Genomic DNA, 26,703 nt, shown 5'->3' with positions numbered 1-26,703 from the left:
CTCCTCTTTCTTTTACTGTACCATCTCACTTTTTAAATGAAAAGTAGACAAAGAAAAAAACCCTGCAATGCAGGGCCCTTCTTATACTAGTATGAACTAGCAAGAAGGCAAAGGGAGAGGAGAAACCGGAGGAAGAACTTATGGGGAAACGTAAGTCTTCTCCGCGGTTGGCAACAACATCGAAGGTGATGTTGTTATATTTATTTATGTCCAATCTAAATGAAGATATACATAATGAAATTAAAATTTATGTTAGGCTTTTTATTTTTCTTTTTTTTATTTTATGATAGGATAAAAAAGGTAAAGTGAACTGATATACATAGAGGGCTGTTGCTTGCAAATAGTGAAATGAATTTGGAAGAAGTAGTGAGCAGTTATTTTAACTGAGGTTTTCAATTAGTCGAACGACAGATTAATGAAAAATGTATGAAATAGTATGAATTGGTAGCGGTTACCGAATTGAAATGAATTTGCTGTAATCGCTCTATAGATTGAAATAAAGGTAGTGACAACAGATGAGAGTAGTTTCAGGAAAATGTAAAGGGCACCCACTTAAAGCGGTACCTGGCAATACAACGCGTCCAACGACAGATAAAGTGAAAGAATCTATTTTTAATATGATAGGTCCTTATTATGATGGTGGTATCGCTCTTGATTTATTTGGTGGTAGCGGTGGTCTTGGAATTGAGGCCATAAGTAGAGGGATTGATAAAGCGATTTTTGTTGACCGAGATAGTAAGGCGATAAAAGTCATTCATCAAAATTTAGAAAGCTGTAGACTACAAGAACAAGCTGAAGTGTACCGAAATGATGCGGAACGTGCGGTAAAGGCGCTTATAAAGCGTGAAATATCATTCGATCTTATACTAATAGACCCTCCATATAAAGCTCAAAAAATTGTGTCTTTAGTTAGTGTGATGGACCAACATGGATTGTTAAATAAAGATGGAATCATTATGGCGGAGCATGGGGATGACGTGGTTTTACCTGACTCTATAGGAGAACTTGTAAAAGTACGAGCAGAAAACTATGGGATTACAGCAATTTCGATTTATAAGTATGAAGGTGAGGGGACGGAATGACAAGTATAGCTATTTCTTCAGGGAGTTTTGATCCAATTACCCTTGGACATTTGGATATTATTAAAAGGGGAGCAAAAGTATTTGATGAAGTATATGTAGTTGTTTTAAATAATTCATCAAAAAAACCATTCTTTTCGGTAGAAGAACGCTTAGAGTTAATTCGAGAGGCGACAAAGGATATTCCGAATGTAAAGGTTGATTCACATAGTGGATTATTGGTGGAATATGCAAAAATGCGTAATGCAAATGCAATATTACGTGGTTTGCGAGCGGTTTCTGATTTTGAATATGAGATGCAAATTACTTCAATGAATCGAAAATTAGATGAAAATATAGAAACCTTTTTTATTATGACAAACAATCAATATTCATTTTTAAGTTCAAGTATTGTGAAAGAAGTTGCGAGATATGGAGGAAGTGTAGTAGACCTTGTTCCTCCGATTGTAGAGCGAGCTTTAAAAGAAAAGTTTCAAACCCCGTTAAAGTGAACGGGGTTTTTCTTTATAAATACGTAAAAACAATAAGATAACATATAAATATAAACAAAATAAGGTGAAGATTGGTCCGTAGTGTATAAATGCTATCCAAATATCATTTAGTGTAAAAGAATGATTCAATAAAAATACGGGAATATCTTCTTGTGTAGGCGAGACAGAATGAACTTTTTCATAAAATGGTTCCCAAAATATAAAAGTGAAAATAGGAGCGATAATACTTTGGATAATTCGAGCTAAAAAATATGGTTTAAAACGGATATCTGTCTCCGCTAATATGCTTGCTACTTGTGCCTGAATAGAAAGACCGCTAAATGCTAAAATGAAGCTTGTTACCATCGCTTGTTGAAGAAGTGTTGTTTCATTTATTTGGCTAATCATTTGGCTTCCAAGCGTCATTTCAAAAATACCGGATAATATCGGAATATTAAATTGGGAAGTAAGTTGGAAGAATGATAAAATATGTTGCATAATAAAAGAAAGCGCTTCTGTAATTTCGAAAACAATAATCATTTTATTTAAAACAGAGAATAAAATAATAAACCCACCAATCATGAGCAGTGTTTGAATAGAAGAAACGATAGCGTCACCAAGTAGTTTTCCGATTGGCCTTTTTTCTTGCATACGTGTTTGGTGGAGAATGGAAAAAGGATTTTGAAAGGCACGTTTTTGATTCGTATGTTTTTCTTTTATGTAAGTATCGTTACTACCATAAAAGCGCATCAGTAACCCGACGGTAAAGTTACTTATATAATGTGCTGCTGCTAATACGAGCCCTAATTTCGGATTATTGAAAAAACCAATAGAAACCGCTCCGAAAATAAAAAGCGGATTAGAAGAATTTGTGAAAGATACGAGTCGTTCCGCTTCAATTTGTGTTAGTTGATTGCTCTTGCGTAGTCTAGCACTTAATTTGGCGCCAGCGGGGAATCCTGAAGCCATTCCCATTGCCCAAACAAACCCGCCTACCCCTGGAACACGAAACAATGGACGCATTAGTGGTTCTAATATAACGCCGATAAATTTTACAATACCAATACTGATTAGAAGTTCCGCAATGATGAAAAACGGTAGTAGTGAAGGGAATACAACTTCCCACCATATATTTAACCCTCGAATTGAAGCTTGCAAAGCAGCTTGGGGGTGGAGTACAAGAGAAAAGGTTAAAAACAGCATTGATATGGTAAGAAAAGCAGTTTTCCATTTTTCGTACATGTAAGAAAATCCCCCTTTGTCCCAAAAACGTTCATTTCAGTATACGTGGATATGTGGTGAATTTAGACCATAAGTATGAAAAAGGAATGAAAAAAATTAAAGGGTGAGAAAAATGAAGGAACCAAAAATCGGTTTAGCACTTGGATCCGGAGGTGCAAAAGGTTTTGCTCATATAGGGGTAATAAAAGTGTTAAGGGAAGCTGGCATCCCTATTCATATGGTAGCAGGTAGTAGTATAGGAGCATTAATTGGTACATTTTATGCAGCGAGTTGTGACGTTGAAAGGCTGTATAGATTGGCCGCTGTTTTTAAAAGGAAATATTATTTGGATTTGACAGTTCCTAAAATGGGATTTATTGCTGGAAAACGTATCAAAGATATGATTAAAATGTTTACATATAATAAAAATTTAGAAGAGTTAGATATCCCGACGGCTGTTGTGGCTACTGACATTTTGAAGGGGGAAAAAGTTGTTTTTACAAGCGGTCCGATTGCGGAGGCGGTTCGAGCTAGTATATCTGTGCCAGGGGTGTTTGTTCCAGAGAAAATAGATGGCCGCTTATTAGTGGATGGAGGGGTAATTGACCGTATTCCCGTATCAGTTGTAAAAGATTTAGGGGCTGATATTGTTATTGCTGTTGATGTATCTCCAATTAAGGTGAATGGAGAGATTACATCGATTTATGATGTAATTATGCAGAGTATTGAAATCATGCAACATGAACTTGTGATGAATCGGCAAATAGCATCAGATTTAATGATGCAGCCAGCAGTAGAACAATTTAGTTCGCGTGCTTTTACACATATTGAAGACATTATTAGGGTCGGAGAAGTGGAAGCAGAAAAACATATTTCAAACATTTATTTACTAATTGAGCAGTGGAAGGAGAAACATAATGTTTAAGCGTTTTCGGTTTATATATGCAATTTTAATAGGGGTTATATTGGCGATGCTACTTGTTTATGTGCGTTTGCCATACTTTGTGACAAAACCAGGTATGGCCGCGAAATTAGCGCCGTACGTGCAAGTTGATGGGGGAACTAAAGAGTCGGGTGATTTTATGCTTGTCACAGTCTCAATGGGGCCTGCAAATGTTGTGAATTTAATAGCCGCGCAATTTAATAAATATACACACGTTTCGAAGGCGGAAGAAATATTGCAAAAAGGTGAGAGTGATGAAGAATATCAATTTCGTCAAAATTATGCAATGAAAGATTCACAAAACGCCGCAATTTATAATGCATATAAACGTGCAAATCGTTCCGTATCTTTTGAAAATAAAGGGGTACTAGTTGCTGGTGTGGCAAAGGGAATGCCGTCAGAAGGGAAACTTAAGCTTGGAGATATTATCATAGCTGTCGACGGAAAAACATTCGAAAAGACGGAACAATTTATTGAGTATATGACAGGGAAAAAAGAGGGAGATACAGTAAATATTGAATACAAGAGAGGCGGAAAACAGTTTAAAGAAAATTTAAATGTAAAGACAATTCCTAATGGAAATGGCCGCGTTGGAATAGGTGTCTCTATCGTTACAGAAAGAGAGTTAGTGGTAGATCCGAAAGTGAAAATTGATTCCCATGAAATAGGGGGGCCATCAGCGGGTTTAATGTTTACCTTAGAAATTTATAATCAGCTCGTTGAAGAAGATTTAACAAACGGACATGAAATAGCTGGAACAGGTACAATCAATGAAAAAGGAGAAATTGGTCCCATTGGTGGTATTCAGCAAAAAGTAGTAGCTGCTAGTGATGCGGGAGCTGAAGTGTTCTTTGCGCCAAATGAAAAGGGTGCGGAGAAATCGAATTATAAAGACGCTCTTGAGGCTGCGAAAGATATTAAAACAAAGATGAAAATTGTACCGGTGGATACACTGGATGATGCGTTAATGTATTTGGAAAAAATGGGTAAGAAAAAATAAACCTCTCTGAAATAGAGAGGTTTTTCTTATAGAAATGTTGTAGTTGTTTCATTGTAACGAATTGGATGGTGTGTTACGTCTTGTTTTAGTAGTTGTGTCCGTAATGGTTCTTGTATTATGGAGAAATATACAGAATTTGCTTTTCGCTCTATATCTAAAGTAGGATGGTCAAATGTTTTTGTATGGGTAAGGATTGGAAGCTCTATTTTTTTCTTGTTTTTTGAAAGGTAAGTTTGTCCTTTTTGTGACATGCCAAGTAGACGAATATACGGTGCATGCTGTTCTATATTTGCTTTATGTATTTCTTCTTTTGTTGTATTAGTTAAAATATGTGTACAAGCTCTTTGTAATCTAGTCCATGTATAACGTTTTGTTTTTAATGCTTCCATGAATGAATAGAAAGATGAACTGTCCTGTATTTTTGATAAAATACGATGCTCTAAACCTTCTTCTATTTCATATATATGTCGTAAGTCCTCTGGAGACATCGTCATGAGTTTGTATTTAAAAAATGAAAAGTATTGTTCCCAATTATGTAATAACCCGTAGTTTTGTTTATAATTTGCTAAAAGAGAAGCGGTTGCTTTCGGGATAAAAGGCTCAATTGCTGTAAATGAACCATTCTCGCTAAAAAGTTGTTTACGAATACTCGTTGCACTTGCAATATGTTGGTCATTAAACGTTTCATCATGATAATGAGAGGCAAATCTTTTTATAGTTTGTGATTGCATAGAACTATTTTGTGAGAGAATCGCTTTTATGTATTGGAAGCCTAAAATGTTATTCGGTTGTGACATATCGATGTTTTTTTCGGATGGTAAAATGTGTAGAAAGGCTTCAGATGTTGCTTTTGCGTAACTATTTCCCTCGTTCATAAATTGTTTTACAAGACGATTAAAAGTCTCTTCTTCATTTTTTTGTACAGAAATGGTATTATAAAAATTTTCAGTTTGCCCATCTTCACTACCGAAACAAATTTCAGAAACACGAAGGGCGTTTAAAATGGAAATTGCGCCATTTGCGAATGTTTCAGCCTTTTGTGTTGCAAATGCATACGGAAGCTCTACAATAAGGTCTACGCCGTTTGTTAAGGCCATTTTAGTACGATACCATTTGGAGATGAGTGCTGGCTCACCGCGCTGCAAAAAAGGACCACTCATAACGGCGATAATAATATCAGACTGTGTTAACTTTTTTGTTTGTTGCACATGATAAGCATGACCGTTATGAAAAGGGTTATATTCAACAACAATACCACTGGCTTTTATGGTAATCTCTCCTTTCGATGTAGCATCTTTTTGGAAAACGTGATAATCTATATATTATTTCCTATGATGACTTCATTATAGTGTAAAGAAAAAACATTGACAAATATAAAATGGCTAGCTATAATTTTGTTTGTTGCCTTGAGGTGATATGATATGAAATGGTCCATCCATCAATTGAATAAATTGAGAAATAAAGGATTGACATTGAATGAAATGGTAGATGTAAGTGAGCTAAAAGAGGTCGAGAAAGATATTCGTGAAATTAATCCCGTTCATGTAACAGGAAGAGTTGATTTTGGCTCCGGTAAGTTTACGTTTCATCTACATATAACTGGAAGCATGGTTTTACCATGTTCTCGCTCTTTAGTAGATGTGACATTACCATTTGACATTAAAACAACTGAGGTGTTCCAAACTTCAGAAGAAGAATTTGAAACAGAAGCTGAAATTCATTGTTTAGAAGGAGAAGTACTTGACTTACTGCCCGTAATCAAGGAAAATATACTTTTGGAGATTCCAATGCAAATTTTCAGTGATGATGTTTCTGGTGGAGCACCGATGCAAGGTCAAGACTGGCAAGTGATTTCGGAAGAAAACAAAGAAAAGACTGTTGATCCAAGATTAGCAGGACTTGCAAAGTTTTTTGACAAATAATCGGAAGACTGGTTTAGGCCTTCATATGAAAATAACTATTTCTTTTAAGGAGGTGGGAAGAATGGCTGTACCTTTTAGAAGAACTTCTAAAACAGTAAAAAGAAAGCGTCGTACGCATTTCAAATTATCAGTACCTGGTATGGTAGAGTGCCCAAGCTGTGGTGAAGCGAAATTAGCTCACCGTGTATGTAAAGCATGCGGTACTTACAAAGGTAAAGAAGTAATCAGCAAGTAATTGCGGGGAAATAAACGTAGAAGATATCTTCTGCGTTTATTTTTTTTGTCTTATTCTTTATTTGTTGTATTCTATCTTTTCTAGTAACTGCATATGCTTAATAAAAAATGCATAGGGAGGACTAGAGAGATGGCGACAACAAGACAAGATGCTTGGACTGATGATGAAGATTTGCTTCTGGCAGAAGTAGTACTCCGGCATATTCGTGAAGGTGGGACCCAACTGTCTGCTTTTAAAGAAGTGGGGAGACATTTGTCTCGTACACCTGCAGCTTGTGGATTTAGGTGGAATTCTTACGTTAGAAAGCAGTATAAAGAACGTATTGAAGAAGCAAAGCAACTTCGTAAGGTAGAAAATTATGAAGTGAAAGAGACAAAGGTATTAGAGCCGAAATCTATTACGTTGAATGATGTTATTGATTTCTTACGAAATTATAAAGATGAAAACTCTTTAATGGTGTTGCAACAACAAATTGAATCGTTACAAACAGAGCGAGAACGTCTTCTGGAGCGATTATCAGTATATGAGGAAGAATATAGAACATTACTTGATTATATCGATCAAAAAAGAAGTGTAATGGTAGCGGAAAGAAATGGTGCTTGCTCGAATGGGAAATTAGAGAAGGTAAAGAAATAAAAAAACAGCTGTTACGCAGCTGTTTTTTTTTATTTCTTATGCAGATTCTCCATTTGTAACCGCATTCATATTTGTTTCTGGAAGCCAAATATAAAAATCGCCATCAGTTACTGATACTGGTTGGAAACTTAATTTATCCCAAAAACCAGCTGAATGGATACGTGCTATCGTTTTAATTGGGAATTTCAGTTGCTTCGCATAGTTAACAAGTATTTGTCCGAATCCTTGTTTTTGAAAAGTCGGTAACACTTCAAGTTTATAAAGTTCTAGGTAAGGTCCTGTAATTTCAAATGGTTCTCCGCCGTTCCTTTTCATGTATAGACTCATACGTGCGATTAGCGATCCTCCGTAATAAATACCGTAAAATGGAGATTCGCTATCATTTTCAATAATGTTTGCTTCTAATTCTTCCAACATGGATAGCTCTTGAGCTCCGCAACCTTTAAACTTTTTAAATTCATCTAATGTTTTATAATTGATGAGCAAGCGCTCAACTTTTGGGAATCCCATTACATCACATCCTTTTCATATCTTGTTGAATGCAGAAAAATTAAAATATTTATAATAATATTATAACTCATTTTTTAATTTTTATGAAGAAGATAGAATATTTCTTTCATTATTTTTTTGAGGATTTGCTAAACTAAGAGTAGAACTATGTATATAAGTAGTATATACATAGTGAAAGAAGAGGTTGCATTTGTTAAAAGATAATTTAATAAGCTGTAAAGGGGGAAGAGCAAGGGAACTTACATCACTTGTTTAATATAAGTTCCTTGTGTGAGGATGAAAATTGGAATTGTTGGACCAGGGGCTATTGGTCTCCTATATACATTTTATTTACAAAAAAACAATCAAGATGTTACGTTGTTTACAAGGACGGCTAAGCAGGCTGAGGAATTGAATGTAACAGGTGTAACTTGTATTAGAAATGGGGAAAGTGAAACGGTATTTCCAACTGTGTTACCGATAGAAAGTATGCGAGATGAGAAGTTGGATTATACATTTATTGCTGTAAAGCAGTATCATATAACTGACATATTACCTTTTGTGCAGGCTGAATCGTCATTAATCTTTTTGCAAAATGGAATGTCTCACCTTCACATTATGCAAAAATTAGGGAATGAACGTATAGCGGTTGGGATCGTGGAGCATGGTGCGAAAAAAGAAGGGAAACATACAGTTTATCATACTGGAATAGGTGTTACAAAGTTTGGTGTAGTGCGTGGTCAATCTAATGGTTTTGAAAAGGTGTTGAATCATTTTTATTCTCATTATTTTCCAATTCAAGTAGAAGATGATTGGAATGGGATTATGTGTAATAAATTAGTGGTGAATGTATGTATTAATCCACTGACCGCATTATTACGGGTTGAGAACGGAGAGTTAATTTCAAATCCGTTTTTTTATCAAATGATGGAGCAAGTATTTCAGGAAGTCGCATTTCTTATTAAAGAAGAGGACAAAAGAATGGTATGGAAAATGGTATGCCAAGTATGTGAAAAAACAGCTCGTAATACATCATCTATGTTAGCGGATGTAAGAGAGAATAGACAAACGGAAATTAATGCGATTGTCGGATACGTATTAGAAGAAGCGAAGGGACGACACCAATCCGTTCCGACACTTCAATTTTTGTATGATGCAATAAAAGGGATGGAATTATAAGTGTTTTTCTTTGCTTTTACGGGAAACATTGACTACAATGTGGGTTGGTGAGAGAACAGGATACGAAAGGAAGAATTATATGGAGATAAAAGAAATCTCTGTTCCACTACAAGGTGTTGTAGCGGACTATGTGAACGGTAAAAAAGAGATAGAGTCATGTTTTGACTATTTGTTAACAGAAGATGCTTTTAAACAGCGTTTACATGATTTACGTGAGAGAGAGTTTTTCCGTCAAGATTTAGTAACGCATTTATTAGAATATAATACACAATTGCAAGCGGGAGAATCTACAATTCAAAATATAAAAGCGCTTGAAGATGAAAATACATATGTAGTTATAGCTGGACAACAAGCTGGATTGTTAACTGGACCACTTTATACAGTGCATAAAGTCATTTCGATTTTACAGCTTGCAAAAGAAAAAGAAGAGAGCTTAGGGATTCGAGTTGTTCCGGTCTTTTGGATTGCTGGTGAAGATCATGATATGGATGAAATTAATCATACATTTGTAACGAAAAATAAAAAAATAAAAAAGACCATTTTTCATGATCGCCATCCGAAAAAAGCGAGTGCTTCTGAGTCAGAGCTTTCTATTGAAGACTGTAGAAAATGGATTGAAGAGATTTTTAAAACATATCCGGAAACGAACTTTACAAAGGATGTATTACAATTTGTTGAGGATGCTTTAGATAAATCGCATACATATGTAGATTTCTTTGCGCACCTTATTACAAAAATGTTCGTAAATTCTGGTTTAATTCTTGTAGATTCCCATCACCCTGCATTAAGAAAATTAGAAGTACCGTTTTTACAACAAATAATAAGTAAATATAAAGAAATTCAAGTAGGCCTTCATAATCAACAGGAAGTAATTAAGGAATTAGGATTTAAACCGATTATTGAAACGAAGGCAAATGCAGTACATATATTTATGGAAATTGATAATGAGCGAGTATTACTTGAAGAGAATCAGGGGAAGTTTATTGGGAAAGATGGAGTGCATTCATTTTCGTATGAAGAATTGATGGAAGAGATGGAAAGAAGTCCAGAACGTTTTAGTAATAATGTTGTAACGCGTCCTCTTATGCAAGAGTATGTGTTTCCTACGTTAGCGTTTATTGGTGGTCCGGGGGAGTTGGCTTATTGGAGTGAATTGCAACAAGTGTTTCATACTGTCGGTTTCCAAATGCCACCTGTCGTTCCTCGGCTTACGATTACTTATATGGAGCGAGATATAGCGACAGATTTATACGATTTAGATTTGCAAGAAATTGATCCATTTCTAAATAAAGTAGATAATTTGCGTGACAATTGGCTTTCTAATCAAATAGAGGAACCGATAGACGAACGATTTCTAGAAGCGAAAAAAGAAATAATGGATATTCATACATCATTACAACTATTCGTGAAAAAAATAGATCCAGGATTAAATGAGTTTGCAGGGAAAAATGAACTGAAAATTAATGAACAAATTGAACTGTTAGAAAAAATGTTGAAAAGAAATGTTGAGAAGAAGCATGAGGTTCAACTAAATAAATTCCGACGGGTGCAATTTGCGCTTCGTCCATTAGGAGCACCACAAGAACGTGTGTGGAATGTTTGTTATTATTTAAATCAATTCGGTCTTGATTTTGTGGACCAGGTAATGGAACAATCATTTTTGTGGGACGGAAAACATCATGTAATAAAACTATAGAATCTTGCTCTTTTGAGCAGGATTTTATTTTTATTCCGTTGAATTAACTGTGAAGTGAATTATTTCTGAATTATCTATCTTATATTGGTGTAATGAATCGCTATGTACCAGGTTTATATATATAACAAAATAGCACAAAATGTAAACGGATTAATATCTTTTTCGACAGGTTTTTGTTTAAATTCCCGCAAAAAATGATAAAATTTAGTATATAATAAAATAAAATAGCGATTTGTATAGCAGGCTACCTTGTTGGAAGTTAAATGAGTCGTTCTTTATTAGCATTTCATCCTCTAGTAGTAAATAATGTTTGTAGAGTGAGAAATGTATTTAACATAATTAATTGGAAAAAGAGTAGGTGCAGCAATGTTCAAACACGTAACAGTACTTTTGAAAGAAACAGTAGATGGCTTAGATATAAAGCCGAGTGGTACATATGTAGATTGTACACTGGGTGGAGGAGGACATAGTTCTTATTTATTATCCCAGCTAACAGATGGTGGAAAATTAATAGCATTTGATCAAGATGAAATAGCGATTCAAAATGCAAAGGAAAAATTTTCTTCTTATGGTGAACAATTTATAACAGTGAAGAGCAACTTCCGTTATTTATCTGAAAAACTACATGAATTAGGTATCACAGAAGTAGACGGGATTTTATTCGATTTAGGTGTTTCATCCCCACAATTAGATACACCAGAGCGTGGCTTTAGTTATCATCATGATGCACCGTTAGATATGCGGATGGATCAAGATGCCCCATTAACAGCATATGATGTTGTAAACAGCTGGTCATATGAACAACTCGTAAGAATTTTCTTCCAATACGGCGAAGAAAAATTTTCAAAGCAAATAGTAAGGAAAATTGAAGCGTATCGCGAGAATAAGGCTATTGAAACGACAGGAGAATTAGTAGAATTAATTAAAGAAGGTATTCCAGCTCCGGCACGTAGAACAGGTGGACATCCTGCGAAGCGAGTATTCCAGGCGATTCGTATTGCTGTAAATGATGAATTAAAAGTATTTGAAGAGGCATTGGAGTCTGCAATTGATATGGTCAAGCCTGGTGGAAGAGTTAGTGTTATAACGTTCCATTCCTTAGAAGATCGTATTTGTAAAACGACGTTTAAGCGAAATAGCACAACGCCACAATTACCACCGGGACTACCTATTATTCCGGATGAATTTAAACCGAAATTAAAGCTTATTACAAGAAAACCGATTTTACCTTCTGACATTGAATTAGAAGAAAATAATCGAGCGCGTTCTGCGAAGTTGAGAATCGCTGAAAAACGATAAAAAGGAGAGAGAGGTATGACTAATTTAGCTGTAAAGTATAAACAACAGGCGCAAGAAGAGGTAACAATTCAAACGCCGCCACAGCAGATGGTTAAGCCAAAAGTTAAAGCGAAAATTACAAGAATTGAAAAGCTATTGTATGTAACGTTTATTGGGTTTTTATTATATGCTTGTGTAGCTTTTATTGGGAATAAAGCGGGTCTTTATCAAGTGAATGTAGAAGCAGCGACAATAGAAGAACAAATTGTGAAAAAACAAAAGGAAAATCAAGAATTGCAGGCTGAAGTAGAGAAGTTAAGTCGTTATGAGCGTATCGCTGAAGTTGCAAAAAAACACGGGCTAGAAATTAATGCGAATAACGTGAAAGGCCTAAAGTAAGGCAAATAGGTGTGAAGAAAAGATGAAGAGAAATATGACCAAATTTCATACCAATAAGGGAGCAGGTTATTTTATGATATTTTTCCTCCTGCTCTTTTTGCTGTTATTAGCCCGATTTTTTTACATACAAGTAACAGGAACAGTGGACAATCATGATTTAAAGAAACTTGCTGAGCAGAAACATAGTAAAAAGGGAGTTCTCGAAGCGAATCGAGGAACCATTTATGATCAAAATGGTCATGTCCTAGCGCAAGATGCAAATTCTTATAAACTTGTAGCCGAGTTAAAAGGAGCCAACGCCGTTAAGGATAAAGAGGATACTGCAAAGAAAATTGCAGGAGTACTCGGAAAAGATGAAGATAAAATTTTAGCTACTTTAAATAAAGAAGGCAAAAGTCAAGTGGAATTTGGAACATTGGGTAAGGACTTGACGAAAGAAAAGAAAGAACAAATAGAAGCATTGAAATTGCCGGGAATATCTTTTATTACCGAAAATGCGAGAGTTTATCCAAACGGTGATTTCGCATCTTACGTCATAGGTCATGCGAAACCTGATGAAAATGGAATCTCAGTCGGTCAATTTGGCTTAGAAAAGAGTTTGGATAAATATTTAGGTGCTTCTAATGGTGAGGTAGCTTATACAGGTGACCGTAAAGGAGTATCTCTTGACGGTGGGAAAGTGAATGTAAAGGCACCTAAAAATGGAGATAATGTGTATTTAACGCTTGATCAACGTATTCAAAGTTATTTAGAAGACGCAATGAAAGAAGCGAGTAAACATTATGAACCAGAAAATTTAATAGGGATTGTTGCGGATCCGAAGACAGGGAAAATATTAGCGATGTCTAGTAAACCTAGTTATGACCCTAATGATCGTCAAATTAAATATTTCTTCAACGACGCCATTGCAAATGCGTTTGAACCGGGATCAACAATGAAGATTTTCACATTAGCGGCGGCCATTAATGAAGGTGTATACAATGGGCAAGATTTTTATCAGTCTGGTACATATCAAGTTGGTAATCGCAAAATAAAAGATCATAACGGCGGCGCTGGATGGGGTTCTATTACTTTTGATGAAGGGGTAGAGCGATCTTCAAACGTAGCGTTCGCAATTTTAGGGGATCAAAAACTTGGTGCAGAGCGTTTTCGAAAATATATTCACAGTTTTGGATTAGATGAGAAAACAAACATTGATTTATCTGGTGAAGGGTCAAATACAATTTTATTTGATCAACAAATACAACAAGTAACAACGGCATTTGGACAAGGTTCTACAGTTACACCAATTCAACTTGTACAAGCTGCAACAGCGATTGCAAATGATGGTAAAATGATGAAACCTTATACAGTTGATAAAATTGTGGATCCAATAACAGGTAAAGTACAGTTAGAGCATAAACCAGAAGAAGTAGGAAAACCTGTTACCAAAGAGACAGCCGCGCAAGTAAGACAATTACTAGAACGTGTTGTTACATCACCGAAAGGAACAGGGACTGCATATAAAATTGATGGCTATTCAGTCGGTGGTAAAACAGGTACAGCACAAATTCCTGACGGGAAAGGTGGCTATATGACAGGAAGAGAGAATTATATATTCTCATTCTTAGGTATGGCACCGATGGACGATCCACAACTTGTTGTGTATGTGGCCGTTAAACAGCCGAAATTAAAAGATGATGAAAACGGGGCTAAACCTTTAGCTGATATCTTTAAATATGTAACGAAAAATAGTTTAGAGTATTTAAAGATTAAGCCAAATGAAGTAAAGGATCCGAAGAAATATGTGAAAGAGCAACAAACTGTCGTTCCTGATGTAACAGGAAAAACGATGGATGAAGCGAAAAAAGCAATTGATAAAGCAAAACTTCGTCCAATTGTATTAGGTGAAGGGAAAGTACAGCAGCAAGTGCCAAAAGCAACTGAACAAACATTAAAAGGTGATCGAGTCTTCTTAGTAGGAGATAAGCCTACAATGCCAAATATACAGGGATGGGCACTGCGTGATGTTATGAATTTAGCAAAAACATTAAAGCTTAACTTAAAACCTTCTGGTACAGGATATGTAACGGAACAAAGTGTGGCGGAAGGAACATTGTTGCAACCTGGTACAGAACTAGGTGTAACACTCGTACCACCACTTGAGCCACAGCAAGAAGCGGAAAAGCCATAATGGTAATAGGGAAGAAGTTCTAATTAAATAAGTACAAGCATATATTGGAACAAGCTAGGCGTAAGGGAGGCTTGTTCCAATATGCGTGTATCAAATGTAACAGTTAGGAAACGACTTATTTTTATACTTATATCGGGTATACTCATTTTCACCATCATCGATATTCGTCTTGGATATGTGCAATTTTTTCTTGGAAATATGTTAACAGATCGTGCGAAGGATTCATGGAGTCGTAATATTACTTTTGAACCAGAGCGAGGGAAGATTTTAGATCGAAATGGTGTGGAGCTTGCTACGAATAAAAGTGCACCGACCGTCTTTGTTGTGCCGAGGCAAATTGAAAAACCAGCAGAGACTGCAGAGAAGTTAGCTGCAGTATTAGGTGTGGAAAAAGATGATATTTATACGCGGATTACAAAAAAAGAGTCGATTGTAAGGCTTGATAAAGGCGGAAGGAAAATATCGCATGACAAAGCGAAAGAAGTACGCGGATTAAGTTTAAAGGGTGTGTATATCGCTGAGGATTCTATCCGGTACTATCCATTCGGTAATTTTTTATCACACGTATTAGGATTTGCGGGCAGTGATAATCAAGGGCTTATGGGACTAGAGAAATATTATGATAAAGAGTTAAATGGCGATAAAGGTCATGTGCGATTTTTTGCAGATGCGAAAGGACAGAGAATGCCTAACGTTGGAGATGATTTCAAAAAACCAGAAGCCGGCTTGAATTTAGGGTTAACAATTGATGCCCGCATTACGAGGATTATGGAAAGAGAAATGAATATTGCAGAATCGACGTATAATCCCGACGGTATGATAGCAATTGCAATGAATCCGAAAAATGGTGAAATTTTAGGTATGTCAAGTCGGCCAAGTTTTGATCCAGCAGATTTTCAAAGTGTTTCTCCGGAAGTATATAACAGAAACTTACCTGTATGGAGTACGTATGAGCCAGGGTCAACATTTAAGATTATTACATTAGCTGCAGCCTTGAATGAAAATTTAGTAGACTTAGAGAAAGATACGTTTTATGATGATGGGGCAGCTGAAGTTGGTGGAGCTAGATTGCGATGTTGGAAAGCTGGAGGCCATGGTAGCCAAACGTTTTTAGAGGTAGTTCAAAACTCTTGTAACCCAGGATTTATTGAACTCGGTGATCGTCTTGGTAAAGATCGATTGTTTAAATACATTCGCAATTTTGGGTTTGGACAGAAGACCGGAATTGATTTACAAGGTGAAGGTAGCGGGATTTTATTTAATTTAGATAAAGTTGGTCCAGTCGAGCAAGCGACGACTTCATTTGGGCAAGGTGTTTCTGTTACACCGATTCAACAAGTAGCAGCTGTAGCGGCCGCTGTAAATGGTGGAACTTTGTATCAGCCATATATAGCGAAAGAATTTATTGATCCGAAGAATAATCAAGTTGTCAGCAAAAAGACACCTGTTGCGAAAAGGGAAGTTATTTCCAAGGAAACTTCAGAGAAAGTTCGTTACGCATTAGAGAATGTTGTAGCGAAAGGTTCTGGTAAAGGAGCTTATATTGATGGATATCGTGTAGGTGGAAAAACTGGAACTGCTCAAAAGGTAAAAGACGGAAAATATTTAGATAATAACTATATTGTATCATTTATCGGTTTTGCTCCAGCCGACGATCCGCAAATTGTTGTTTATGTAGCTGTGGATAACCCAAAAGGAGTCACTCAATTTGGTGGAGTTGTAGCAGCACCTATTGTTGGGAATATTCTTCGTGACGCACTTCCTGTAATGGGAGTGGAACCGAGAAAAGAGCAAGTTGAGAAAGAATATAAATGGGGCGATACACCAACTGTGGAAGTTCCGAATTTAATTGGTATGAAAAAGAAAGATTTACAAACGCAACTTGTAGACTTGAAGCTTGATATAAGTGGTGATGGTGGGAAAGTAATTAAACAATCACCAGAAGCAGGAGCTAAAGTAAAAGAGGGTTCAAAAGTTAGAATTTACTTCGGGAATTAAAGGTAACTGATTGTGTTTTATGGTACAATTGGTGGAAGTGAGTTTTTTATAAGAAAATTGCTTTATTTGAGACGATATGTGTCTCATTAATAAATAAATCTATTGATTAGACTATAGTAGCACTTACCTCCTATTTTTATATAACTAGGAGGTAACGTGTTACTTGCTAAAATAAGAGATAAATAAACAATGTAGAGAGGGTTTAGTGAAATGAAGTTGCATACACTTTTATCATGTTTGCATGATTTTCCAGTTGTTCCAAAAGAAAATCCAGAAATAACATCTATTGAAGCGGATTCACGTAAAGTGAAAGAGGGAAGCTTATTTATATGTATGAAAGGATATACGGTTGATAGCCATGACTTTGCTAAGCAAGCAGCCGCACAAGGAGCGGCTGCTATTGTTGCGGAAAGACCAATTGATGTTGACGTTCCAGTTGTACTTGTGAAAAATACTTTTCGTTCGCTAGCGGTTTTAGCTGATTATTTTTATGGCCAACCAACACACAAGTTACATTTAATCGGTATTACAGGTACAAATGGAAAGACAACAACATCGCATATTATGGATGAAATTATGCGCGCACATGGTCATAAAACAGGGCTAATTGGAACGATTAATATGAAAATCGGTGATGAAACATTTGAGGTGAAAAATACAACACCAGATGCACTAACACTTCAACAGACGTTTTCAAAAATGGTTGAACAAGGTGTGGATAGCACAGTAATGGAAGTTTCGTCTCATGCTTTAGATCTTGGCCGTGTACACGGATGTGATTATGATGTTGCAGTATTTACGAATTTAACACAAGATCATTTAGACTATCATAAAACGATGGAAGAATATAAACATGCGAAAGGGTTGCTTTTTGCACAGCTTGGCAATAGTTATCATCATAATCGTGAAAAATACGCTATATTAAACAGTGATGATCCAGTAGCAGAGGAGTATATGAGAAGTACAGCAGCTACTGTTGTAACATACGGTATAGATGTTGCAAGCGACATTATGGCACGAGATATCGTAATGACGAGTGGCGGTACAACATTTACACTTGTAACACCGTATGAAACTGTCAATGTTACGATGAAATTAATTGGTAAGTTTAATGTATACAACGTGTTAGCTGCTACAGCAGCAGGTCTTGTTTCAGGAGTGAGCTTACAAACAATTATTGGTGTAATTAAAGAGCTTGCTGGTGTTCCTGGACGTTTTGAAGTTGTTGATGGTGGACAAAATTACACAGTTATTGTTGACTATGCACATACACCTGATAGCTTAGAGAACGTACTTAAAACAGCAAAACAATTTGCAAAAGGGAATGTATATTGTATCGTTGGTTGCGGTGGTGATAGAGATAGAACGAAAAGACCGATAATGGCAAGTGTCGCAACAGAATATGCAACGCATGCAATTTATACATCAGATAATCCAAGAAGTGAAGATCCGAAGGCTATTTTAGATGATATGGTAAATGGTGCAAATGGGAATAATTACGAGGTAATTATTGATAGAAAAGAAGCGATACATTGTGCAATTGCTAAAGCAAAAGATGCTGACATAATTATTATTGCTGGTAAAGGGCATGAAACATATCAAATTATTGGTAAGGAAGTTCATCATTTTGACGATCGTGAAGTCGCTAAAGAAGCAATCACGGAGCGTTTAAACAACAAAGAGTAACAGCATGAGAGGAGGACTACATGTGCTTGAACAAGGTTTATTAGTAACGGCCGGGGTAGCATTTTTAATTTCTGTTGCCCTTTCGCCATTATTTATTCCATTTTTAAGAAAGTTAAAGTTCGGACAGAGTATTCGTGACGAAGGACCGAAGTCACACCAAAAGAAATCAGGGACACCAACGATGGGTGGTATTGTCATATATGTATCCATGATGGTAACTACGCTCATTATGGCGATTAAATTTAACAATTTAGGTGCAGAAGTATCATTATTATTATTAGTTACATTTGGATATGGATTAATCGGATTTTTAGATGACTATATAAAAGTAGTTAAGAAAAGAAATCTTGGTTTAACATCAAAACAAAAATTGATTGGTCAGCTTGTAATTGCTATTGCATTCTTTTTAATTGGAAAAGGGCAAGCATTTCACACTTATATTATGATTCCAGGAACGGATGTTGAATTCGAATTAGGCTGGGCATACTTTGTTCTTGTATTAGTTATGCTTATTGGTGGATCGAATGCGGTTAACTTAACAGATGGTTTAGATGGTTTATTATCAGGAACAGCTGCTATTGCATTCGGGGCATTTAGTATTATTGCTGTGGCTCAAGAACAATTTGGTGTAGCGATTTTCTGTATGGCAGTTGTAGGAGCTGTACTAGGCTTTTTAGTATTCAATGCGAATCCAGCGAAAGTATTTATGGGCGATACAGGATCTCTAGCTTTAGGGGGAGCAATTGCGGCTGTAGCGATTTTGTTAAAACAAGAATTGTTACTCGTTATTATTGGCGGTGTATTCGTAGCAGAAACTTTATCTGTTATTATCCAAGTTATTTCGTTCAAAACAACAGGAAAGCGTGTCTTTAAAATGAGTCCATTACATCATCATTATGAATTATGTGGTTGGTCAGAATGGCGCGTTGTTGTAACGTTTTGGTCTGTAGGATTTTTACTAGCTGTGTTAGGAATTTATATCGGGGTGTGGATGTAATTGAAAACTATAACTGAATTTGAAAATAAAAATGTTCTTGTATTAGGTATTGCTAAAAGTGGTTATGCAGCAGCTGCTTTATTAAACGAATTAGGTGCAAACGTTATTGTAAATGATGGGAAACCATTAGCGGGTAACGTGCCTGCAGCTGAATTGCAAGCGAAGGGTATGGATGTTGTTTGTGGTGGACATCCGTTAGAATTGTTGGAAAGAAACATTTCACTTATCGTAAAAAATCCAGGGATTCCATATTCTAATCCACTACTAGTGGCGGCGAAAGAAAAGCAAATTCCGATTGTCACTGAAGTTGAATTAGCATATCGTATTTCAGAAGCTCCATTTGTTGGAATTACGGGATCTAACGGTAAAACAACAACGACAATGCTTGCGTTTGAAATGTTAAAAGAAGGCAAAAAGCACCCTGTTATTGCGGGAAATATCGGAACAGTAGCTTGTGAAGTTGCACAAGCTGCAAAAGAAAATGAAGTTGTAGTTACAGAACTTTCATCATTCCAGTTGATGGGAGTAGAGACGTTCCAACCTAAAATTGCTGCATTTTTAAATTTATTTGAAGCGCATTTAGATTACCATGGAACGAAGGAAGAGTATGGTTTGGCAAAAGCGAATATTTTCAAAAACCAAACTGAAACAGATTATAGTGTAATTAATGCGGATGATGCAGATGTAATGACGTTATCGGCACAAAGTAAAGGACAAAAAGTACTATTTTCGACTACGAAAGAAATTGAAGATGGTGCATATATAAAAGAAAACGCTCTTTATTTTAAAGGCGAAAAAGTGGTTGAAGTAAGCGATATTGTTTTACCTGGTAAGCACAATTTAGAAAATATTTTAGCAGCGATGAGTATTGCGAAGCTACTAGGTGTTTCTAATGAAGCAATTACTGCTGTGTTAAAAAGTTTTACAGGTGTAAAGCATCGCTTAGAATATGTAACAACGATTAATAATCGTAAGTTTTATAATGATTCAAAAGCGACGAATATGCTAGCAACAGAAAAAGCATTGTCTGCATTTACACAACCGATTGTTTTATTAGCTGGCGGACTTGATCGCGGAAATGAATTTGACGATTTAATTCCATACTTTAAACATGTCAAAGCGATTGTAACATTTGGACAAACTGCGCCAAAATTAGTAAGAGCGGCTGAAAAAGCAGGATTAGATGTAATTGAAAGTGTCGATACTTTAGGTGAGGCAGTAGTGAAAGCTTACGCTCATTCTACGGATGGCGATGTAATTCTTCTTTCACCAGCATGTGCAAGCTGGGATCAATTTAAAACATTTGAAGAAAGAGGAGACATTTTTATACAAGCTGTGCATAAACTTATATAAAGTAAATCAAAACATCAGTAGGCTAACACCTACTGATGTTTTGTTACATAGGGCAAAGGGTTCTGCCTAAAGAGGTGGTGTTCATGGATAATGAAGAAAACGCCTGATTTTATTCTCATCATCGTTACACTTGCGTTGTTAACAATCGGAATGATTATGGTTTATAGTGCGAGTGCAGTTTGGGCCTCTTATAAAATGGGGGATTCATTCTTTTTTGCAAAAAGACAGTTGTTGTTTGCGAGTATTGGTGTAGTGGCTATGTTTTTTATAATGAAAATTGATTATTGGGTGTGGCGCACGTATTCAAAAGTAATTTTGCTAGTTTGTTTCGTTCTTCTTATTCTCGTTTTAATTCCAGGAGTGGGTCTCGTTCGCGGGGGAGCACGAAGTTGGATTGGAATCGGGGCATTTTCCATTCAACCGTCAGAGTTTATGAAATTCGCGATGATTATTTTCTTAGCAAAATTTTTAGCGGAACGACAAAAATTAATTACATCTTTTAAACGTGGATTACTACCTGCTCTAAGTTTTGTATTTCTTGCTTTTGGGATGATTATGTTACAGCCAGATCTTGGTACGGGAACGGTAATGGTTGGGACATGTATTATTATGATATTTATCTCGGGAGCAAGGGTCTTTCACTTTGCAATGTTTGGTTTGCTTGGTGCAGCGGGATTTGTAGGATTAATTGCATCAGCACCATATCGAATGAAACGCATCACATCATATTTAGATCCGTGGTCGGATCCGCTTGGAAGTGGATTTCAAATTATTCAATCGTTACTCGCAATTGGACCTGGTGGTTTATTTGGGCTTGGACTTGGACAAAGTAGACAAAAGTTTCTTTATTTACCTGAACCACAAACAGACTTTATATTTGCAATCTTATCCGAGGAATTAGGTTTTATTGGCGGTTCATTTGTGTTATTATTATTTAGTCTATTACTATGGCGCGGGATTCGTATAGCATTAGGAGCGCCAGATTTATATGGTACGTTTTTAGCAGTAGGTATTGTGGCGATGATTGCGATTCAAGTAATGATTAATGTTGGTGTTGTAACAGGACTGATGCCTGTTACGGGTATTACTTTGCCATTTTTAAGTTATGGTGGATCAAGTTTGACCTTAATGTTAATGGCAGTAGGTGTATTATTGAATATAAGTCGCCATTCTCGCTATTAAACCCTGTTTAAAAGACAGGGTTTTTCGTATGTGTGGAAAATACAATATGTATATAGAAATAAATACGATTGAATAAGAACAGGGAAGTGGAGGAATTAGTAGTGCGAGTATTAGTAAGTGGTGGGGGTACTGGAGGACATATTTATCCAGCTCTTGCTTTAATTAGAGAAATAAAAAAATTAAATCCGGAAGCAAGGTTTTTATACATTGGTACAGAGAATGGATTAGAAAGTACCATCGTACCGAAAGCGGGTATTCCGTTCCAATCTATTGTTATAAGTGGATTTAAACGGAAAATATCTCTTGATAATGTAAAAACGGTGATGCGTTTCCTAAAAGGTGTTCAAGATAGTAAACGATATATTCGTCGTTTTAATCCTGATATTGTTATCGGTACGGGTGGATATGTATGTGGGCCAGTTGTATATGCTGCGGCTAAATTAGGTATTCCGACTATTGTACATGAACAAAATAGTGTACCTGGTGTAACGAATAAATTTTTAAGTCGTTATGTCGATAAAGTTGCAGTTTGCTTTGAAGCAGCTGCAGAACATTTCCCACAGTCAAAAGTGGTTATGACAGGTAATCCACGTGCATCAGAAGTATTGGACCAAAATGGAATGAAAGGAAAACGTTCGGTAGGACTATCCCTTTCTAAAAAATCCGTGCTTATTTTTGGTGGGAGTCGTGGGGCTAGACCGCTTAACGATGCTTTTGTAGAAGCGATTGAACAATTTGGGAATAAAAGTTACGAAGTATTATATGTAACAGGCGAAGTACATTATGATAAAGTTATGGAAGCTGTGAAACAAAAAGGGAATCCGAATAATGTTATTATTAAACCTTTTATTCATAATATGCCAGAGGTACTGACTGGTGTAGATCTTGTTGTTTCAAGAGCAGGGGCTACAACGCTTGCAGAATTAACGGCATTAGGAAAGCCAAGTGTATTAATTCCGAGTCCGTATGTAACAAATAATCATCAAGAAAAAAATGCACGATCAGTTGTTGATAAAGGAGCAGCTAAAATGCTACTTGAAAAAGATTTAACATCTGAAACGCTTATTCGTGATATTGATGAAATTTTATTGGATACACAAACATTACAAAATATGAAACTGGCTGCTAAGCAACTTGGTATTCCAGATGCAGCAAATAAGCTATATGAGGTAATGAACAAGCTTATTAAAAAATAACATTAGGTGAACGCCCTGCATATTACTGTAATAAGGAGACTTAATATGGGGGAGATTGTCTATGGAACAATTAGTAAAAGAGCTTTTAGAAGCAAATGTTGGTCGCGTGTTAGCTAATGAACCGTTAGCGCGTTACACGACTATGAAAATAGGTGGACCAGCTGATATTTTAATTGTGCCAAAGCATGTTGCTGATATTGAGAAAACGCTAAAGTTAGTAAAGAAGTACAAGGCAGGGTGGACTGTAATTGGTCGTGGTTCAAATCTTCTTGTATCTGATCAAGGTATAGAAGGTGTGGTTATTCGTTTAGGAGAAGGATTAGACCACTTAGAAGTCGAAAAACATAAAGTAAGAGTTGGTGCTGGATATCCCCTTATTAAATTGTCAACTTTACTTAGTCGACAGGGATTAGCTGGCTTGGAATTTGCAAGTGGTATTCCAGGAAGTGTCGGTGGTGCAGTGTATATGAATGCAGGCGCTCATAAGTCCGATATATCGAGTGTACTAACGAAAGCTCGTATTTTGTTTGAAAATGGAACAATTAATTGGTTGACGAATACCGAAATGGAGTTTTCTTATCGTACATCTGTATTGCAAACGAAGCGCCCTGGTATTGTTTTGGAAGCTGAATTCCAATTGGAGGTAGGCGAACGCAAGGAAATTGTAAGAAGCATGCAAAAGAATAAAGATTATCGCCGTGAAACACAGCCTTGGAATCATCCTTGTGCAGGAAGTATATTTCGAAATCCAGTCCCATATTTTGCAGGAGATTTAATAGAAAAAGCAGGGCTTCGTGGTTATACAATTGGTGGGGCTCAAATTTCTGAAATGCATGGGAATTTTATTGTTAATACTGGTGTGGCCTCAGCGCAAGATGTATTAGACTTGATTGCATTGATAAAGCGTACAATTAAGGATAAATTTGGTGTTGATATGCATACCGAAGTAGAAATAATTGGAAGATAACGGTTATTCGTTCCGCTCATTATCATTTATGTTATAATAAGAAGATAAGAACGGCATGAGGAACATGCCGTTTTTTATGTTACATAGGGGGATCGTACATGAAAAATAGTAAAGTGATTAAACTACAAGATCGTGTACCAAAGCTAAAGAATCAAAAGAAAAAGAATAAAAAACCTGTTAATCATCGGTTAATTTTATACATATCGATTTTATTTTTATTAGTACTCTTTTTAATTTACTTTCGGTCTCCACTTAGTAATATAAAAAAGATAAGTGTGTTTGGAAATCATTATATGACAGATGAACAAGTTATGAAGGAATCAGGTGTGACATATGACACGAGTTATTTCCGAGTAACAGCACATAAAGCAGAAGAAAACTTAACGAAACGAAAAGAAATTAAAGCGGTAAATGTAAAAAAGCGTTTCCCAAACAAAATTGATGTTCATATAGAAGAATATTTAACCATCGGCTATATAAACAAAGATGGGAAATTACAACCGTTATTAGAAAATGGGAAAACACTAGATGTACTTCCAAATGGAAAACTTCCAGTTGCAGCACCAATTTTTGAACCGTTTAAAGAGGAAAAAATGAAGGAGTTAATTGCAGAACTAGAAAAATTAACGCCGACTATTTTAAGGTCTATTTCTGAAATTCGTTATACACCAACGAACGCAAATGAAGATCATCTTACTTTATATATGAATGAAGGATATGAAGTGAGCACTACTATTCAAAATTTCGCAAAGCGAATGGAAGCTTATCCACTTATTATAAAAACAATTGAACCTGGTAAGAAGGTATTAATTGACTTAGAAGTGGGGGCTTATACGAAGGAACTAGGTGCTGAAGAAAAGAAAGAATAGAATGATAGTTTTCACTGCGTTATTACGTATAAAATGAAACGAATGTTCTTTTATATGAATGCTAATTTGCAAGAATGCTTAATTTGATGAAAAATATGTAAAAATTATTAGATTCATACTAGGATTGGTACAAGTTTCACTTTTCTATGAGTACATCTTAGTGTAGACTTATACTTGGCGGTAATCTTTACACTTGAAATAGAATTATTTCAAGATAAGCAGTTATTCACAGTTTACTGCGATATTCTTAAATGAATGTTAAATAAAAATAAGAAAAATATAGGGTTAAAAAAGGGAAACGTATAAAGACGTTGAATATTTTTCTTATAAATAGTAAAGTTGCGATTGTTGTTCCATATATTGAGTTGTATGGTATAAATAAAGAAGGAGGTGCCAAAGAATGAACAGCAATGAAATATATGTTAGTCTTGACATCGGTACATCCAATGTTAAAGTCATCATTGGTGAAATGGTTAATGACAGCTTAAACATAATTGGTGTTGGAAATGTAAAATCAAATGGTTTAAAGAAGGGATCGATAGTCGATATAGATGAGACTGTTCGATCAATTAAAAAAGCAATTGAACAAGCTGAGCGTATGGTGGGAATCCACATTGAGCAAGTTGTAGTGGGTGTCAATGCAAACCAGGTACAGCTACTTCCTTGTCATGGAGTAGTCGCTGTTTCAAATGAAGATCGTGAAATCGGAAATGAAGATGTCTTACGCGTTCTAGATGCAGCACAAGTTGTGTCAATTGCTCCTGAACGTGAATTTATTGATGTGGTACCTCGACAGTTCATTGTAGACGGTCTTGACGAGATTAACGATCCACGCGGGATGATCGGTGTAAGATTAGAAATGGAAGGTACACTTATTACAGGCTCGAGAACTTTACTACATAACCTACTTCGTTGTGTAGAAAAAGCAGGTCTTGAAATTGTTGATATTTGTCTTCAACCTTTAGCGGCTGCAACAGTTGCAATATCTTCAGATGAAAAAAATAGAGGAGTGGCCCTTGTTGATATTGGGGGAGGCTCTACAACTTTATCTATTTTTAAAGATGGAGAGTTACAAGCAACGAGCGTATTACCATTAGGTGGAGACCATATAACGAAGGATATTGCGATTGGGTTGAAAACTTCAACTGAAAATGCAGATCAAATTAAGTTAAAATATGGACATGCTTTTTATGATACAGCATCTGAAGAAGAAATGTTTACGGTTCCTATTATGGGAAGCGATCAAACAGAACAGTATTCACAATTGGAATTATCGGATATTATCGAGGCTCGTGTAGAGGAAATTTTAATGTTTGTTCAAGATGAAGTGCACAAGTTAGGAATAAAGCAAGTTGCTTCTGGCTATGTACTAACTGGTGGAATTGCTTCTATGCCAGGTGTTCTTGATCTTGCATATGATATCTTACATGAAAATGTTCGTATAGCAACTCCCGATTATATTGGTGTGCGTGAGCCACAATATACAATGGGAGTAGGCTTAATTAAACACTCATATCAAAAAGCTAAATTACGTGGAAAAAATGTGCAGGAAAAGCAAGAGCATTTTGAACCAGTGCCAGCACCAATGCCGGTACAACAGCAACCTGCGAAACAAAAAACTCGTAATCAAAACAATAATAATCAAAATGATGACCGTATGATGTCAAAAGTAAAACGTGTATTCCGTTATTTATGGGATTAAAATTGGACACGAAAAATGAGGTTCTAGGGGGAT

24 protein-coding genes are annotated in these 26,703 nt (G+C 36.0%); 21 read left to right on the top strand and 3 right to left on the bottom strand.

What is annotated here, in order from left to right; translation table 11 throughout:
* The first annotated feature begins 515 nt into the window (after nucleotides 1-515).
* The gene (rsmD, locus tag LUS72_RS19465; protein ID WP_001266992.1) at nucleotides 516-1,082 is read left to right on the top strand and encodes a 16S rRNA (guanine(966)-N(2))-methyltransferase RsmD; all 567 of its coding nucleotides are present in this window, start codon (nucleotides 516-518) and stop codon (nucleotides 1,080-1,082) included.
* The gene (gene coaD, locus LUS72_RS19460; protein WP_000200601.1) at nucleotides 1,079-1,570 is read left to right on the top strand and encodes a pantetheine-phosphate adenylyltransferase; all 492 of its coding nucleotides are present in this window, start codon (nucleotides 1,079-1,081) and stop codon (nucleotides 1,568-1,570) included. Before rsmD ends, coaD begins: the two co-directional genes overlap by 4 nt.
* On the opposite strand, the gene ylbJ is transcribed toward coaD, so the two are convergent.
* Nucleotides 1,562-2,791, bottom strand: coding sequence for a sporulation integral membrane protein YlbJ (gene ylbJ, locus LUS72_RS19455; protein WP_097830897.1), 1,230 nt, complete (start codon nucleotides 2,789-2,791; stop codon nucleotides 1,562-1,564). The two genes, coaD and ylbJ, sit on opposite strands and share 9 nt — an antisense overlap.
* Nucleotides 2,792-2,903: 112 nt before the next feature.
* Between ylbJ and LUS72_RS19450 the strand changes: the two genes are divergently transcribed.
* Together LUS72_RS19450 and LUS72_RS19445 are read left to right on the top strand one after the other, a co-directional pair.
* Nucleotides 2,904-3,695 (top strand): patatin-like phospholipase family protein, encoded by a 792-nt coding sequence (locus LUS72_RS19450; protein ID WP_097830898.1) that lies wholly within the window; start codon nucleotides 2,904-2,906, stop codon nucleotides 3,693-3,695.
* Nucleotides 3,688-4,713, top strand: coding sequence for a SepM family pheromone-processing serine protease (locus LUS72_RS19445; RefSeq protein ID WP_097830899.1), 1,026 nt, complete (start codon nucleotides 3,688-3,690; stop codon nucleotides 4,711-4,713). Before LUS72_RS19450 ends, LUS72_RS19445 begins: the two co-directional genes overlap by 8 nt.
* Before the next feature lie 26 nt (nucleotides 4,714-4,739).
* On the opposite strand, the gene LUS72_RS19440 is transcribed toward LUS72_RS19445, so the two are convergent.
* The gene (locus LUS72_RS19440) at nucleotides 4,740-5,921 is read right to left on the bottom strand and encodes a nucleotidyltransferase (protein ID WP_240523169.1); all 1,182 of its coding nucleotides are present in this window, start codon (nucleotides 5,919-5,921) and stop codon (nucleotides 4,740-4,742) included.
* 213 nt (nucleotides 5,922-6,134) lie between these two features.
* Here LUS72_RS19440 and LUS72_RS19435 point away from each other — a divergent pair, with 213 nt between their 5' ends.
* The 3 genes from LUS72_RS19435 (at nucleotide 6,135) to LUS72_RS19425 (ending at nucleotide 7,506) form a co-directional block, all read left to right on the top strand.
* On the top strand, nucleotides 6,135-6,635 hold the full coding sequence (locus tag LUS72_RS19435; protein ID WP_000872151.1) for a YceD family protein: 501 nt from the start codon (nucleotides 6,135-6,137) through the stop codon (nucleotides 6,633-6,635).
* A gap of 61 nt (nucleotides 6,636-6,696) precedes the next feature.
* The gene (gene rpmF, locus LUS72_RS19430) at nucleotides 6,697-6,870 is read left to right on the top strand and encodes a 50S ribosomal protein L32 (protein WP_001984764.1); all 174 of its coding nucleotides are present in this window, start codon (nucleotides 6,697-6,699) and stop codon (nucleotides 6,868-6,870) included.
* Between the two features lie 129 nt (nucleotides 6,871-6,999).
* Nucleotides 7,000-7,506, top strand: coding sequence for an RsfA family transcriptional regulator (locus LUS72_RS19425; RefSeq protein WP_097830901.1), 507 nt, complete (start codon nucleotides 7,000-7,002; stop codon nucleotides 7,504-7,506).
* A gap of 36 nt (nucleotides 7,507-7,542) precedes the next feature.
* Here the strand turns inward: LUS72_RS19425 and LUS72_RS19420 are convergent, their stop codons facing one another.
* Nucleotides 7,543-8,016 (bottom strand): N-acetyltransferase, encoded by a 474-nt coding sequence (locus LUS72_RS19420; protein WP_097830902.1) that lies wholly within the window; start codon nucleotides 8,014-8,016, stop codon nucleotides 7,543-7,545.
* Nucleotides 8,017-8,286: 270 nt separating this feature from the next.
* Here LUS72_RS19420 and panE point away from each other — a divergent pair, with 270 nt between their 5' ends.
* The 14 genes from panE (at nucleotide 8,287) to ftsA (ending at nucleotide 26,670) form a co-directional block, all read left to right on the top strand.
* On the top strand, nucleotides 8,287-9,174 hold the full coding sequence (panE, locus tag LUS72_RS19415; RefSeq protein WP_264448026.1) for a 2-dehydropantoate 2-reductase: 888 nt from the start codon (nucleotides 8,287-8,289) through the stop codon (nucleotides 9,172-9,174).
* Nucleotides 9,175-9,253: 79 nt separating this feature from the next.
* Entirely contained in the window at nucleotides 9,254-10,870 is a 1,617-nt protein-coding gene (gene bshC, locus LUS72_RS19410) for a bacillithiol biosynthesis cysteine-adding enzyme BshC (protein WP_097830904.1), read from the top strand.
* A 366-nt stretch (nucleotides 10,871-11,236) separates the two neighbouring features.
* Complete coding sequence (gene rsmH, locus LUS72_RS19405; protein ID WP_097830905.1) at nucleotides 11,237-12,169, top strand: 16S rRNA (cytosine(1402)-N(4))-methyltransferase RsmH; 933 nt, start codon at nucleotides 11,237-11,239, stop codon at nucleotides 12,167-12,169.
* Between the two features lie 15 nt (nucleotides 12,170-12,184).
* Nucleotides 12,185-12,547 carry a cell division protein FtsL gene (gene ftsL, locus LUS72_RS19400; RefSeq protein WP_097830906.1) on the top strand — a complete coding sequence of 121 codons (363 nt, stop codon included), beginning with the start codon at nucleotides 12,185-12,187 and terminating at the stop codon, nucleotides 12,545-12,547.
* Nucleotides 12,548-12,620: 73 nt separating this feature from the next.
* Complete coding sequence (locus tag LUS72_RS19395) at nucleotides 12,621-14,720, top strand: penicillin-binding protein (RefSeq protein WP_264448023.1); 2,100 nt, start codon at nucleotides 12,621-12,623, stop codon at nucleotides 14,718-14,720.
* Between the two features lie 81 nt (nucleotides 14,721-14,801).
* A complete protein-coding gene (locus tag LUS72_RS19390) occupies nucleotides 14,802-16,718 on the top strand; it encodes a stage V sporulation protein D (protein WP_002121911.1) in 1,917 nt (638 codons plus the stop codon).
* 210 nt (nucleotides 16,719-16,928) lie between these two features.
* The gene (murE, locus tag LUS72_RS19385) at nucleotides 16,929-18,404 is read left to right on the top strand and encodes a UDP-N-acetylmuramoyl-L-alanyl-D-glutamate--2,6-diaminopimelate ligase (protein ID WP_097830908.1); all 1,476 of its coding nucleotides are present in this window, start codon (nucleotides 16,929-16,931) and stop codon (nucleotides 18,402-18,404) included.
* 22 nt (nucleotides 18,405-18,426) lie between these two features.
* Nucleotides 18,427-19,401: a phospho-N-acetylmuramoyl-pentapeptide-transferase gene (gene mraY, locus LUS72_RS19380; protein ID WP_097830909.1), complete on the top strand. Its 975-nt coding sequence runs from the start codon at nucleotides 18,427-18,429 to the stop codon at nucleotides 19,399-19,401.
* Nucleotides 19,402-20,754, top strand: a complete 1,353-nt coding sequence (gene murD, locus LUS72_RS19375; protein ID WP_097830910.1) for a UDP-N-acetylmuramoyl-L-alanine--D-glutamate ligase — start codon at nucleotides 19,402-19,404, stop codon at nucleotides 20,752-20,754. It begins immediately after the preceding gene.
* A 90-nt stretch (nucleotides 20,755-20,844) separates the two neighbouring features.
* Nucleotides 20,845-21,936 carry a stage V sporulation protein E gene (gene spoVE / locus LUS72_RS19370; RefSeq protein ID WP_000753514.1) on the top strand — a complete coding sequence of 364 codons (1,092 nt, stop codon included), beginning with the start codon at nucleotides 20,845-20,847 and terminating at the stop codon, nucleotides 21,934-21,936.
* A 101-nt stretch (nucleotides 21,937-22,037) separates the two neighbouring features.
* Nucleotides 22,038-23,132, top strand: coding sequence for an undecaprenyldiphospho-muramoylpentapeptide beta-N-acetylglucosaminyltransferase (gene murG, locus LUS72_RS19365; protein WP_097830911.1), 1,095 nt, complete (start codon nucleotides 22,038-22,040; stop codon nucleotides 23,130-23,132).
* Between the two features lie 61 nt (nucleotides 23,133-23,193).
* Nucleotides 23,194-24,099, top strand: coding sequence for a UDP-N-acetylmuramate dehydrogenase (gene murB, locus LUS72_RS19360; protein ID WP_264448019.1), 906 nt, complete (start codon nucleotides 23,194-23,196; stop codon nucleotides 24,097-24,099).
* 98 nt (nucleotides 24,100-24,197) lie between these two features.
* A complete protein-coding gene (divIB, locus tag LUS72_RS19355) occupies nucleotides 24,198-24,968 on the top strand; it encodes a cell division protein DivIB (RefSeq protein WP_128853658.1) in 771 nt (256 codons plus the stop codon).
* A gap of 400 nt (nucleotides 24,969-25,368) precedes the next feature.
* Nucleotides 25,369-26,670 (top strand): cell division protein FtsA, encoded by a 1,302-nt coding sequence (ftsA, locus tag LUS72_RS19350; RefSeq protein ID WP_097830914.1) that lies wholly within the window; start codon nucleotides 25,369-25,371, stop codon nucleotides 26,668-26,670.
* The last annotated feature ends 33 nt before the right edge of the window (nucleotides 26,671-26,703 follow it).

Source organism: Bacillus cereus, from assembly GCF_025917685.1.
Taxonomy (GTDB): Bacteria; Bacillota; Bacilli; order Bacillales; family Bacillaceae_G; genus Bacillus_A; species Bacillus_A cereus_AT.
The sequence above is the reverse complement of the archived record's forward strand: the minus strand, read 5'-3'. Positions and strand labels throughout refer to the sequence as shown.